The sequence below is a fragment of the Natronincola ferrireducens genome, from assembly GCF_900100845.1.
Lineage (GTDB): Bacteria > Bacillota > Clostridia > Peptostreptococcales > Natronincolaceae > Natronincola_B > Natronincola_B ferrireducens.
The window spans coordinates 1176219-1189229 of record NZ_FNFP01000001.1; the positions used below are offsets into that span (position 1 = coordinate 1176219).

Here is a 13011-nt window from a genome sequence, read left to right on the forward strand (position 1 = left end):
CTTCACACTATTCCTAATAAATCTTTAATCCGCATCCTTTAGGATGTGGTTTTTTCTTGGGATAAGGGACGAGGGCTCGTTACCACTTTTGCTGATTTTATAATATGAGGCCTTAGCAAAAGTGTTAATTGCATTTTATATCATTACCTTGGAATAATAAAGTTATGATGAAAGGAAATTTCAAGGAGGTGTCTAACCCTATGGAATATTTGAATTTGACTTTTAGAATTTTTTCTATAATGACGTTACTATTAATTCTTATATTAGTGACTGGAAGAAGAAAAATTGGCGAACTTCCAGTATTTGATTTTTTAACCATTATTATATTAGGAAATGTGGTAGGGGCCGATATCGCTGACCCTAAAGTACCTCATTTGCCAACGGCATATGCTATAGTACTATTAATATCTATACAGTATCTTATAAGTCATTTTACAGTTAAAAGCCGAAGGTTTGGTAAGAAAGTTACCTTTGAACCTATTGTAATTATACAAAATGGACGATTTATTAAATCCAATATGGAAAAACTAAGATATTCTATTGAAAATGTACTAATGTTTTTAAGAGAAAAGGGAATTTTTGACATAAATCAAGTTGAATTTGCCATTGTAGAGGATAGTGGTAATATTAGTGTAATGAAAAAATCACAATTTCAGCCACTGACTCCTGATGATATGAAAGTAGATACAAAGTACAAAGGGCTAACAATGCCTCTAATTGTTGATGGAAAGGTTTATGAAGACAATTTACAGAAACTTAATTTAAATAAAGCATGGCTTAAGCAACAGCTGAAACTAAATAATATAAATAGCTTTGATGAAGCATTTTATGTAGACATAAATACAGAAGGAAAGCTATGTATATCAAAAGTAATTGAACCTGCTAGTTTTATGAATGATTTTATCATTTAAAGAAATGATAAAATTAATTTTTACAGCATACATGTAATTTTAAATCAAAACAGACAACTTTTATTTGATAAAAAATTATTGTTAGTGAATTTTTATATGATTCCTATAAAAAAGTTCAGTTTTGTTACTGAACTTTTTTACTGATCTTCTTCAATGGATTTAATTGATTTTCCAGCAGGAAGATTTAGCATTCTACTTTTAGGTTCATATATTTTTTGTGCAGCATAAATACCATGATGTCCTGAAAAAATGAAACTAATGAGACAGGCAATAAAAAAATAGCTCATACCTTGGCCATCGAAGATTTCAAGACTAAAAAGAAAGGCAGAAATGGGTACATTAGCTGCCCCTGAGAATACAGCAATCATACCCACAGCTGCAAGAAAAGAAGTTGGCAATCCTACTATGGTAGATAGAGTATTTCCTAAGGTGGCCCCCATAAAGAAAAGAGGGATTACCTCACCACCACGAAAACCAGTCCCCATTGTGATGGCAGTGAATACAATTTTACCTAAAAAAGCGAAGGTAGGAACATCTCCCTCAAAAGCTCTTTCAACCATTGGTAAACCACGACCAAGATAATCTCGAGAGCCTATTAGATAGGTCAATCCTATAAGGATAATTCCTCCCACAAAGGCTCTTAACATAAGATTTTTTAAATATTTATCAGATAAGGTTTTAATTTCATGTCTTAATTGACTGTATACAACACTAGTAAAGCCAAAAATAATGGATAACCCTACAACTTTTATAAGGTTAATTGTATTAATATCTGGAATGTTTTTTATAGTAAAGTGTTCATGCTGAATGCCCCATGCTGTTGCTACATAATGACCTACAAAGCTAGCAACAAAACAGGGAATTAAGGCTTCATATTTTGTTTTACCTATGGAGATGGCTTCCATACCAAAAATAGTACCTGCTATAGGGGCACCAAAAGCCGAGCCAAACCCACCACTTACTCCACTAATAATTAAAATTCTACGATCTATTTTATTAATTTTCAATAAGCGATTTACTCCTTCTGATATACTTGCCCCCATCTGTATGGCAGCACCTTCTCTACCTGTTGAACCACCAAATAGATGGGTAATAAATGTGCATATGAAGACGATAGGTCCCATCCTTAGGGGAACCTCTCCTTGACCATGGTGAATATGCTCTAGAATCAAATCATTTCCTTTACGGGAACCTTTACCATAATACATATAAATGTAGCCTATGACGATACCTCCCAAAGGGAGAAAGAATAATGTAAAATGATTTGCTTCCCGTACATCTGTGAGAAAATCATTTAAATTAATCAATAAAGCTGAGGTAGTACCTACAACTATACCAATAATGCTTCCCCATAAAATCCATTTTGAAAGGGTTAAAATAAATGTTACATGTCTAGCTTTTACGGTATGATTAAAAAATTTATCAGTTAAATAACCCACGGTACTAGTACTCCTTTGTTAGAAGATAATCTATCAATACTATGGTATATACAATAGTAGATTTTTCATCTTGTTTATCTAGATTTTTAGTAGTTAGTTCTTTTTGTTTAACTCATTATTTTGATTAAGATACTCTAATCGTCCATTAAGAAATTCCATATGATCATCAAGATCATTTTTCATGCTATTAAACATATCCTTTGCCTGTTGTTCTTCAGTGGCTTGTGCCATCATAGCATAGGTTCCTTTTACAGCTTCACAATATGCTATAACTTTTTCTAAATCTTTTTGAACTGTCATCTAAACCTCTCCCTTTTATGCAAATTAGTTTAACTTTAGTTTAACCAAAATATATTTTATAAATTCTATTATGAATAGCTCAAACACAGTAAAGGTTCAATAGGTTGTAGTGGCTTTGATATGACCTTGTTTTGATAAAAATTACATTTTTTTTCAAATGATCTACATTGTTTGCGACAGAAGGAAAAAATCCTGTATAATAAATTAAAGTACATATAGATATCCCAATGAAATAAAATCACGGTTTATATTATATATATTGTAAAGGAGATGAGGATTCCATGAAAATACTTCATACTGGAGATTGGCATATAGGCAAGATTGTTAACGAGTTCAGCATGATAGAAGATCAAGAATTTGCCCTAGAGCAACTGATAGAGGTGGTTAAGGAGGAAAAGCCCAATGTCATTGTTATCGCTGGAGACATATATGACAGAAGCATACCACCAGTGGAGGCTGTAGAGCTTTTAGATAGAATTTTCAGTACGATCCTACTGGATTTAAATACACCTATACTGGCTATAGCCGGCAACCATGATAGTGCTGAAAGATTATCCTTTGCCAGCAGAGTACTAACTCAAAATGGTTTACATATAGCAGGGGGTTTTAGTAAGGAGATTAAAAAAATTACCCTAGAGGGGGATAAGGGGCCAGTTAATTTTTATTTACTGCCCTATGCCGATCCAAAGGAAATAAGACATGTCCTAGAAGATCACGATATAACCAACCATGATAATGCCATGAAAAAAATAATAGATAGTATTAGGGAAGACATACAGGAAGGCACAAAAAATGTTTTAGTAGCCCACGGCTATATAACCAACATGAGGGAGAACAATGATGAAAATAAAGCTACGATAGAGATCCCCCTAGATGAGATTATGACCTCTGATTCTGAAAGACCATTAAGTATTGGGGGAACAGATATCATTAGGGGAGGGTATTTTGACTGTTTTCATTATACGGCCCTAGGTCATCTTCATGCTCCCCAAAGGGTGGGAAGCGATAGAATGAGGTACTCAGGCTCCCTATTAAAGTATTCTTTTTCAGAAACCAATCATAAGAAGGGTGTTACCATAGTAAATATTGATGAAACAGGAGAAATATCTGTACAGATAAAGCAACTTAAGCCTAAGAGGGATATGAGAATTATTAAAGGTCCTCTAAATGAACTTATAAACCCCAGTGTATATGAAGGCACAAATCTTGAGGATTACATATATGCTGTACTTACAGATGAAGAGGAACTGATAGATCCTATATCTAAGTTAAGGGCTGTTTACCCAAATATTATGGGCCTTAGTAGAGAGACAGCAGCTATACGAGAAGAAAGTAGAACCTCTGCAGCTGAGGGATATCAGCATAAATCAAAGCTAGAGCTTTTTCGGGAGTTCTATCATTCAATCACAGGTAGGGTTTTAGAAGAGAAAAGGCTTGATGTGGTACGGGAAGTTATTCAAGAAGTAGAGAAGGAGGGAAGATAGATGAGGCCATTAAAGTTGATAATCAGTGGCTTTGGGCCCTATGCAAACCTACAGACAGTAGATTTTGAGGAGCTAAAGAACAAGAATATATTCTTAATTACGGGTCCGACAGGAGCGGGAAAAACAACCATATTTGATGCCATAAGTTATGCTCTCTTTGGTGAAGCCTCTGGCAGTAGTAGAAGTAAGGATAGCCTGCGAAGTGACTTTGCTACCCAAGAAACCTTAACCTATGTAGAACTTGATTTTGAACTAAGGGGAAAGGTATATAAGGTTAAAAGGGTACCCCAACAGGAGAGAAAAAAACTTAAGGGAGAGGGGACAGTACAAAAGAACACAGAAGCAGAGCTAATCCTTCCCAGTGGGGAAATCATCACCAGGGTTACTGCTGTCGATGAAAAGATTAGTAGGGTTTTAGGTATCAATAAAAATCAATTTAGACAAATAGTTATGCTGCCTCAAGGGGAATTTAGAAAACTACTAGAGGCAGAAAGTATAGAAAGGGAGGCTATATTTAGAAAGATTTTTGGTACAGAAGCCTTTGAAACCATACAAAGAAAATTAGAAGACCAAAGGAAATCCATTAGCAAGAAAATAGGTGAAAAGCAAACTAGAAGGGATACCCATGCTAAAAATATTGAAACTGGTGGGGATGAGGCATTACATAGATTGATCTATGCAAAGGATATGAACATAGCGGAAATCATCAATAGAACAAAGCTCCTTATAGAAGAGGATGAGAAGAAAAATCAAGAAATTGCACAAGAGATTAAAGGAATCATAGGAGAGCAGGAAAAACTTCAGCAGCAATTTGTAGAAGGCCAAGAAACAAACAAGAAAATTAACGATAAAATAGAGCTGGAAAAAGAGTATACAGACCATGTTTTAAAGGAGAAGGAATACAAAGAAAAAAACCTGCGATTGGAAAGGGGTAGAAAAACCCTACCCATAATAGAATTGGAAAATACATATATACAGAGGGAAAAAGCCCTAGAGATGAGGCACAAAGAATATAGGGAAGCTACTGAAAGTCTAAACATTGCTAAGGACAACCTTCTTCAAACAGCACAGCAGATAAAGATAGAGGAGGCTAAGGAACCAGAGAGAAAGAAGATATCGGATGAAATAGCAACCCTGAAAAGCCGTCAAGAGAAGGTGAAGGAATATGAAGATAAAAAGTTAAATATAGAAAAACAAAAAAAAGAGCTGGAGAATAAAGAGAAGACATTGCAAGGTCTTAAGTTCAGTATTAAAGAGGAAAAAAACAAGCTTCAGCTTATTTATGAAGGACTAAAGGAGATCCAGAAGGCGGAAATAGATCTTGAAAAGCTAATCAACATAAGGGATCAAAAACAGGAAATTTTAGAGGATGCTAGAAATTTATATAAATATACGAAACAATATATTACTAAAGCTAACAAGTACAAAAAAGAGATTCAAGCCTATGAGGAACTAGATAACAAATTTAAAGAGATTAAATTAATTTATGAAACAATGGAGGATAGCTTTAGAAGAGGACAGGCAGGACTTTTAGCTAGGGATTTAAGGGATGGCATGGAGTGTCCAGTATGTGGTTCCAGTCATCATCCAAAGCCTGCTGAGGCGGTTGAAGATGTACCCACAGAAGAAGAGATAAAGAAGATGAAACTTAAGCTGGATAAAGCAGCTGAGGAAAGGGACAAGAAATATGGTGAGGTCTCTAGATTACATGGAGATATACAAAATAGTGAAGTGGAGGTTTTACAGCGAAAGAATAGCTTGCTTGAAGCACTAGGGCAGGAAATAAAGGATTTAAAGCTTGAGGCTATGCTCCCTTATCTAGAGAAGCAGGGTGAGATGTTAAGTAGTGAATTAAAATCTCTAGAGGAACAATTAAATAGTTTGGAGATGATTGTTAAAGAGAAAAACAAGTTAGAAACCGACTTAAACCAGTGTGAGGATAATATTAATAAAAATCAATACCAAGTAGAAGAATTAGAAAAGGTATATACCCAGGACTATGGAGTTGTGAAGGCAGGGGAGGAACTTCTTATCAGTATTGAAAAGGAAATACCTCTAGCAATTCGTTCCTATACTAAGTTAACCTCTAAGATTAATGAGATTCAAGGTATTTTAGATAAGCTACAACAAAGTCATAAAAAAGCTCAAGAAAATTATAGCAAGGCCAGTAATGACCATGCATTTGCTGAGGCAAACTGTCAAACTCTTTGGAAAAGCCTAGAGGAAGAAAAACAGGAGATAGAGGCATTAAAACTAGAACTAGAAAATAGGATTAAAGCTGCTGGTTTTAATGACTATACTGAATATCATGTTAAAAAGATGAAGGAAGAACAAATAAAAGAATTAGAAACAGATATACTTGAGTATTATCAAAATCTAAAATCTCTAAAGGATAGGGTTGAGAAAGCAATAAAGGATACGAAGGATTTGAAGGAAGTATCTTTAGAAAAGCTTATTGAAGATTTAAAACAGCTTAAGAATCGAAAAAATCTCTTAGAGCCTAAGGAAAAACAGTTATTTTCAAGAATAAACAATAATAAGAAGGCTCTCAGAGAAATAGAAAAAATAAATGAGGACATAAGAAAAGATGAAGAAGTCTTTGGTGTTGTTGGGGAGCTTTCTAAAGTTGCCAATGGTGATAATGAAGAAAGAATAACCTTTGAAAGATATGTATTGGCTGCCTACTTTGATGAAATAATAAATGCCTCCAACATAAGATTAAATAAGATGGCAGGAGGAAGATATATACTTAGAAGAAAGGAAGAAAGGGGTAAAGGGAGAAGACAGGAGGGGCTTGAACTGGAGGTCTTTGATAACTATACAGGTAAAGCTCGTCATGTTAAGACCCTATCAGGAGGAGAAAGCTTCAAAGCATCCCTAGCCCTAGCCCTTGGATTGGCTGATGTTGTTCAGTCCTATGCTGGAGGCATAAGTCTAGATACGATGTTTGTAGATGAAGGCTTTGGAACTCTAGATCCTGAATCTCTAGATCATGCTATTCAATGCTTAATTGATCTTCAGATGGGGGGAAGACTTGTAGGAATTATATCCCATGTCCCTGAACTAAAGGAAAGAATAGATGTAAGACTAGAAATTACCCCTGCTAAGGAAGGTAGTAGGGTGAAGTTTGCAGTGTAATTCAAGAAAATATTAGCGCTTGCGCTTGCAATTATGTATCAAATTTTGTGGTTTTGTAAATATTTTTGTGTATATTTATTTTATGCTACTGATAACTATTTTTTATAACACAGGATGAGAAATTTTTCACAGAAGATTAAACATAAAGAGGATAGTTTGGTTTGTTTACCAAATTATCCTCTTTTAAGTTTTTATTCCTCTACATTTTCTTCTTTTTTATCTTCTTTATTGAGGTTTACCTTAGAAACGATATCTGGCACCATATCTAATAGTTTCTCTAGGCCACCTCGTTGGTTAACTGGTAGAATTTCAACCTTTCCATCGATAATAACAATAACAGCAGTAGGGGAGGCCTTTGCTCCAACACCACCACCAGAGCCTACACCTTTATTACCTTTTTCATCAATGCCATCACCGCTACCTGTTCCTAGGCCAAAGGATATATCCACCATAGGGATTAAAGTGATATCACCAACAACAATGGTTTCACCTACAACGGTTTTAGATGTAAAGAATTTTTCTAGCTTTTCAAATAAGACACTTGAGTTTTCACTAAAATTAACTGACATATTTCTTTTCCTCCTTTTTGTTTTTTCTTATTGATTTTATTGTTTTAATCATGGGTTTAGATAGTATCAATCTTATTATAACAATTAGCAGGGTAACGATAACTATCCTCCCTTGAATTTTAAACTCACCTTCAAGGACAGCTTCTCCAAAGGAAGGCGTGAGGGATACAGGATAATCCTTAATAAGGGGGTATAGGGAACTTGTAATAACTAATCCCATTGCAGTATAATAGGGATCATCAAAGCCATATTTTCCTTTAACAACTAGTTTTTTAGGTTTGAGATACTTCCATATTCTTTTGATAAAATCAATCAAGATAGATATTGTTTCTTGATTAAAATCCTCTAGAATAGACCAGTCTTTTTTCTTAGGTTTAGAAGTTTTCTTTTTATCTTTAACTTTTTTCGATTTTTTTGACTTTTTTACAGAGATATCATCTTTAATATCTATTGGGATACTTATACCTAAAGGTTTTACGATAATCTTTGACATGTGAGAATCCATCATTGTAAAATTGACCTCGATAATCTTCCAAAAACAGCTAATTCTTCCTTGTAACATGGTTTTTTCGTGTTTGCAGGCTCCCACAGCATACTCTATAGGTAGGACTATGAAAAGAATCAATATAAAAATAATAAATAATAGTAGATAACCTAGAATGGCCCAAATAATCATATGCTATTCCTCGTTAACAGATTTTTTTTCTCCTTACAGCTTCCTGTGGTAAAGAAATGTTGGAAGCATACTCTAAATCCTAGAAAAGTAGTTTCAATTCAGTAAGATATCTTTGACATTTCTTACACCTCCCATAACCCTTCTTTGTTTAAGTTGATGCTTTAACAATTTTCTCCCCTCTGTACCATACATTTATATATACACAGAATATCATAAAAAGTTTCATAAAATAAAATATTTTTGAAAAAATCATTGTAAAATTGTATATCTATGAAATTATTCAAAGGTTAACTAGGGGATAAGAGTTTGAGGTTTATTACCTTTGTGACTGTACAATTTTTAAAAATAAATTCTTTAAAACATTGGAAAATCTTGAAGAACTGTTATTAAATTATTTTATGTAACTTAAATTCAGACCTGTTCATATCATATAACAAAACTACCTATTTAGATATTTATGCTTAAATATCTAAATAGGTAAAATGGAGGTATAATGATATGATTAGACAAATGCAGAGAATACCCATTGGTTGTCCAATAGGGTTTAGTGGACGATATATAGTTTTACCAGGAAATACAATGTTTATGATTGCTCAAATATTTAGAGTTACATTAGCTAGTCTTATTGCAGCAAATCCACATATTGAAAATCCTAACTTAATTTTTCCAGGAGATGTGTTATGTGTACCAGCATTAATGAGAATTCCTTGTTGTGTTATATTGACACCAAGGGGGACAGTGCCTTTTGGAACAGGTGGTGTAGCTTTTGTTAATTTTGGACCTAGAGGGGGGCAAGTAATTAATGTTATGGCAACCCTTCCGCCACCTTCATTTTTTGGCAATTATGATTCCTATATAGCTACAGCCTTCTTAAGGGATATTGGAGGGTTTGGGAATCAACTATTTCCTACTCTTGAGGACCCTCCAACATGGAGTACAAGAATAGAATTTCCCACAGCTATATCTTTAACAGCTGATGTGCAGGTGGTTGTGGAGCCTTTTAGTGCTATTACAGGAATAACTGGACCGATTATCCTCCAAAATAATCTAAGGGCTTGTGATGTTTAGTAATAATAAATATGGAGTAGAAAAGGATTCAGCTATAATTCAGAGGGGAGAAAACTCCCTCTGAATTAAGTTTTTATCTAAAACATTTATTGGAAAGGAATATTTTAATAAATGAAAAAATAGATATGATAAAAATTACTCACATCCTTTGAAGAACCCAAAATGAATGATTAATGATAATAAAATAGAGAGAGCGATCTCGATCCCTTCATTTTATTTATTAATAATTCATTACATGATACAATAAATTTAATGATAAAATAAGAACAATAGGTCATGATCATGAGCAGGAGAAAATAATAGAAAATTAGGTGATGACATTCCATGAAATACATAATATTTGATTTAGAATTCAATAGTCCATTTAAAATTAATAGGAAAACAAATCAGCTGATGAGGGGGGACACAAATCCCTTATGTCCCCAGGAAATAATTGAAATAGGTGCTGTGAAAACAAATAACGAGATTCAAATTGAAGATACCTTCAAGCTATTTGTTAGACCGCAGCTATACCCAAAGCTCCACCCTAAGGTAAAAAAGAAAACAAAAATCACTAAAGAAGATTTACAAGATGGTCTACCTTTTCAGGAGGCCATAAAAGCCTTTAAAGAATGGATAGAAGAAGATGATTTCATCATGGCCTCCTGGGGAATAGATGATATAAATGAGTTAAAAAGGAATTGTGACTTTTTTAATATAAAGACACCATGGATTACAAAAATTTGTGATGTGCAAAAAGAATGTATGAATTATTTAGATATCCCTACAGGAAGACAAATAGGATTGAAAAATGCAGTAGAAACTTTTCATATAGATATAAATTATAAATTTCATAAGGCCCTAAATGATGCCATTTATACTGCTGAAATATTTAAGAAACTAAAAAATAATAAGATAATATAAAAGTTAATTAATAAATCCTATCAACAAACAAATTGAGACAAACTTATTAGGATAGTATAGCTTTACAAAACTTCAAAACTAAATTTTTATAAGAAAACAGAAATTATCTTACTAAAAACTTATAAATACAATTAAATTGGAAAAAGGTGTATAGGATGATAAACAAAAAAATTATCGTTGTTGGAGCTGGACCTGCTGGAATGATGGCAGCTATTACTGCTGCCCAGCATAGCAATCATGTAATACTGATAGAAAAAAATGCTACTATAGGGAAAAAATTGAGTATAACTGGAGGAGGAAGGTGCAATATAACTAACAACTCTTCACCAGAAGAAATAATGAAAAATATTATTACAAATCATAAATTTTTATATAAGAGTTTACATAGTTTTACAAGCAAACAAGTAATGGAGCTTCTAGAGACAAATGGTTGTCCTATAAAAATTGAAGAAAAAGAAAAAGTGTTTCCTCTTAGCGAAAAATCTGCTGATGTTATTAAGGTTTTTGAAAAACTATTAGCAGAGCACAGGGTTAAAGTATATTTTGAATGCCAACTTAAGGATATATTTGTAGAGGATGATAGAATAGTAGGTATTGAAACAAATCATCATAACAAACTAGAATGTGATGCCCTCATTTTAGCCACCGGAGGTGTGTCCTATCCCATCACAGGAAGCACAGGTGAGGGACATAATATTTGTGAAAAACTAGGTCATAAAATCATTCCTTTAAAGCCAAGTTTAATATCTATGACCATTGAAGAAAAATGGTTAACAGAGATGACAGGAATAGCTTTAAGGGATATTGTTATTAAAACGAAGATTAATAAAAAGTCTTTAAACTTTTATGGTGACTTATTATTTACCCATTATGGTATATCTGGGCCGGCTGTTTTTGAGTTAAGTAGCTATCTTAATAAGGTTGATTTACCAAAGGAGGGTCATGAAATATTTGTAGATTTATTACCACAGATTGCCCAAGACAAATTAAAGGAACTATTTCTTTCGGCAGATATAAGTAATAAACAAGTTTCTACCCTATTAATAGAGTGTTTTCCTAAACGTTTTGTAGCAGATCTATTAAATGAGTTTAATCTATCTAATACTATAAAATTCAATCAACTCAATAAGAAAGATAGAAATAGACTTATGGAGACTATAAAGAACTTTAAAATTACTGTTTTAGGATTAAGAAATATACAGCATGCCATCGTAACATCTGGAGGGATCTCAGTAAAGGAAGTAAACCCTTCTACAATGGAATCCAAAATTATTAAGGACTTATATTTTGCTGGAGAGCTATTGGATGTTGATGCATTAACAGGAGGATACAATCTACAAATAGCCTTTTCTACAGGTTATATTGCTGGAAGCAATAGTGTAGGGGAAGACGAGTAGTAGTATAGTATATAATCCTATTACTTAGCAACGCTTGAAAAATAAATTTAGACTAATTTAAATTTAAAGATAGTAAAATAGAGGGATAGCTTAAGGTTAACCCTCTATTTATGTATTCACTATGATAAAGATAGATATTGATATTGTATAAATAAAATCATGACAAGATACTGAGGGATTGTTACTGTCAGCATAGGGAAGAGTCTTAGATCCTTGGTTTCCCTCAGGATGACAGGACCCAAGAATTCATAGAATGCTAAAATCAATAATAATGTTTAAAAGAGCCTATGTCTTAAAAAGAAAGTAATAAATCCTTCATATAGGCAACAACTTCTCTTGTATAATATTTGATTATTAAAAAAGGGTTAGGGTGAGACATTGCAGGCCCCCCAACAGCATCTATATTTAATCGATTAGCCAGCATGAGAGAACGATGTATATGAAAGGAGTTGGTAACGATAATGGCACTTTCAAATTCTTCATTTGACATAATTTCTCTACTGTAATAAAGATTTTGGTAAGTACTAAAGGAGTTTTCCTCTTTAAATATCATTTCTGGAGGTACACCTTTATCCACTAAGTAGTTCTTCATAGCTAAAGCTTCAGTAATCCATTCATCCTCACCTTGAGAACCACTGACAATGATAGATTCAGCATAGCCTTCATTATAGAGGGCTAAAGCTTTTTCAAGACGATAGGTTAGCATAGGACTTGGGCGATCTCCCCACAACCTACAGCCCAATACAATAATCACATCAGATTTTTTAGGGACCTGCTTATAGGGGGTTCTTATAATACTAACCTGAATGATAAGAAATAAAATCACCATGCCTATGATTGTTGATATAATAATTTTTTTCATTCTATCCTCCAAAAACACAACAGAATAATATTTTAAACTGCTACTATTATAACATAGGATGTAGAAACTTTCCTTGTAACAGTAAAAAATTAAAGCTTTAAAAGAAGCTTAATCAAAATAGCGAATTCAATATATAAAATTGTAGCTATTAAGGATAACTATTTTAAAAAAAATTTACTGATTTTATAGTCACAAAAAGTTGTGCAAAAGGATAATATAGTAATATGCTATGTATTTGTAAAAAGGTTAGGGAGGGGAAAATAT

The 13011-nt window shown here is 33.3% G+C and carries 11 protein-coding genes; 6 read left to right on the forward strand and 5 right to left on the reverse strand.

The genetic code is table 11. The annotated features are described in order from the left end of the window. The first annotated feature begins 200 nt into the window (after nt 1-200). The gene (locus tag BLS22_RS05385; protein WP_090551422.1) at nt 201-911 is read left to right on the forward strand and encodes a DUF421 domain-containing protein; all 711 of its coding nucleotides are present in this window, start codon (nt 201-203) and stop codon (nt 909-911) included. Nucleotides 912-1048: 137 nt separating this feature from the next. Here the strand turns inward: BLS22_RS05385 and BLS22_RS05390 are convergent, their stop codons facing one another. After that, on the reverse strand, nt 1049-2350 hold the full coding sequence (locus tag BLS22_RS05390; RefSeq protein ID WP_090551425.1) for a voltage-gated chloride channel family protein: 1302 nt from the start codon (nt 2348-2350) through the stop codon (nt 1049-1051). A 93-nt stretch (nt 2351-2443) separates the two neighbouring features. Beyond that, nucleotides 2444-2650 (reverse strand): DUF1657 domain-containing protein, encoded by a 207-nt coding sequence (locus tag BLS22_RS05395; protein ID WP_090551428.1) that lies wholly within the window; start codon nt 2648-2650, stop codon nt 2444-2446. A gap of 281 nt (nt 2651-2931) precedes the next feature. Here BLS22_RS05395 and BLS22_RS05400 point away from each other — a divergent pair, with 281 nt between their 5' ends. Next, complete coding sequence (locus BLS22_RS05400; RefSeq protein WP_090551431.1) at nt 2932-4134, forward strand: exonuclease SbcCD subunit D; 1203 nt, start codon at nt 2932-2934, stop codon at nt 4132-4134. Further along, on the forward strand, nt 4135-7272 hold the full coding sequence (locus BLS22_RS05405) for an AAA family ATPase (protein ID WP_090551435.1): 3138 nt from the start codon (nt 4135-4137) through the stop codon (nt 7270-7272). It abuts the gene before it with no gap. 191 nt (nt 7273-7463) lie between these two features. Here the strand turns inward: BLS22_RS05405 and BLS22_RS05410 are convergent, their stop codons facing one another. Both BLS22_RS05410 and BLS22_RS05415 read right to left on the reverse strand, forming a co-directional pair. Next, nucleotides 7464-7841 (reverse strand): GerW family sporulation protein, encoded by a 378-nt coding sequence (locus BLS22_RS05410; RefSeq protein WP_090551439.1) that lies wholly within the window; start codon nt 7839-7841, stop codon nt 7464-7466. Next, nucleotides 7831-8517 (reverse strand): DUF2953 domain-containing protein, encoded by a 687-nt coding sequence (locus tag BLS22_RS05415; RefSeq protein WP_090551444.1) that lies wholly within the window; start codon nt 8515-8517, stop codon nt 7831-7833. The genes BLS22_RS05410 and BLS22_RS05415 overlap by 11 nt, the downstream gene beginning before the upstream one ends. 498 nt (nt 8518-9015) lie before the next feature. Between BLS22_RS05415 and BLS22_RS05420 the strand changes: the two genes are divergently transcribed. The 3 genes from BLS22_RS05420 to BLS22_RS05430 all read left to right on the forward strand — a co-directional run bounded on the left by BLS22_RS05420 (nt 9016) and on the right by BLS22_RS05430 (nt 11885). Further along, nucleotides 9016-9585, forward strand: coding sequence for a YoqH family protein (locus BLS22_RS05420; RefSeq protein WP_090551447.1), 570 nt, complete (start codon nt 9016-9018; stop codon nt 9583-9585). A gap of 324 nt (nt 9586-9909) precedes the next feature. Next, nucleotides 9910-10488, forward strand: a complete 579-nt coding sequence (locus BLS22_RS05425; protein WP_090551450.1) for a 3'-5' exonuclease — start codon at nt 9910-9912, stop codon at nt 10486-10488. A gap of 155 nt (nt 10489-10643) precedes the next feature. Then, nucleotides 10644-11885, forward strand: coding sequence for a BaiN/RdsA family NAD(P)/FAD-dependent oxidoreductase (locus tag BLS22_RS05430; protein WP_090551453.1), 1242 nt, complete (start codon nt 10644-10646; stop codon nt 11883-11885). A 292-nt stretch (nt 11886-12177) separates the two neighbouring features. Here BLS22_RS05430 and BLS22_RS05435 read toward each other — a convergent pair whose 3' ends face one another. Continuing rightward, a complete protein-coding gene (locus tag BLS22_RS05435) occupies nt 12178-12747 on the reverse strand; it encodes a YdcF family protein (RefSeq protein ID WP_090551456.1) in 570 nt (189 codons plus the stop codon). Between the last annotated feature and the right edge of the window lie 264 nt (nt 12748-13011).

What these genes read in the sequence shown, in the direction of transcription:
- BLS22_RS05405 (WP_090551435.1), top strand. Translation starts at nt 4,135, where the DNA reads ATGAGGCCATTAAAGTTGATAATCAGTGGCTTTGGGCCCTATGCAAAC.
- BLS22_RS05435 (WP_090551456.1), bottom strand. Translation starts at nt 12,747, where the DNA reads ATGAAAAAAATTATTATATCAACAATCATAGGCATGGTGATTTTATTT.
- BLS22_RS05385 (WP_090551422.1), top strand. Translation starts at nt 201, where the DNA reads ATGGAATATTTGAATTTGACTTTTAGAATTTTTTCTATAATGACGTTA.
- BLS22_RS05425 (WP_090551450.1), top strand. Translation starts at nt 9,910, where the DNA reads ATGAAATACATAATATTTGATTTAGAATTCAATAGTCCATTTAAAATT.
- BLS22_RS05410 (WP_090551439.1), bottom strand. Translation starts at nt 7,841, where the DNA reads ATGTCAGTTAATTTTAGTGAAAACTCAAGTGTCTTATTTGAAAAGCTA.
- BLS22_RS05430 (WP_090551453.1), top strand. Translation starts at nt 10,644, where the DNA reads ATGATAAACAAAAAAATTATCGTTGTTGGAGCTGGACCTGCTGGAATG.
- BLS22_RS05400 (WP_090551431.1), top strand. Translation starts at nt 2,932, where the DNA reads ATGAAAATACTTCATACTGGAGATTGGCATATAGGCAAGATTGTTAAC.
- BLS22_RS05395 (WP_090551428.1), bottom strand. Translation starts at nt 2,650, where the DNA reads ATGACAGTTCAAAAAGATTTAGAAAAAGTTATAGCATATTGTGAAGCT.
- BLS22_RS05415 (WP_090551444.1), bottom strand. Translation starts at nt 8,517, where the DNA reads ATGATTATTTGGGCCATTCTAGGTTATCTACTATTATTTATTATTTTT.
- BLS22_RS05420 (WP_090551447.1), top strand. Translation starts at nt 9,016, where the DNA reads ATGATTAGACAAATGCAGAGAATACCCATTGGTTGTCCAATAGGGTTT.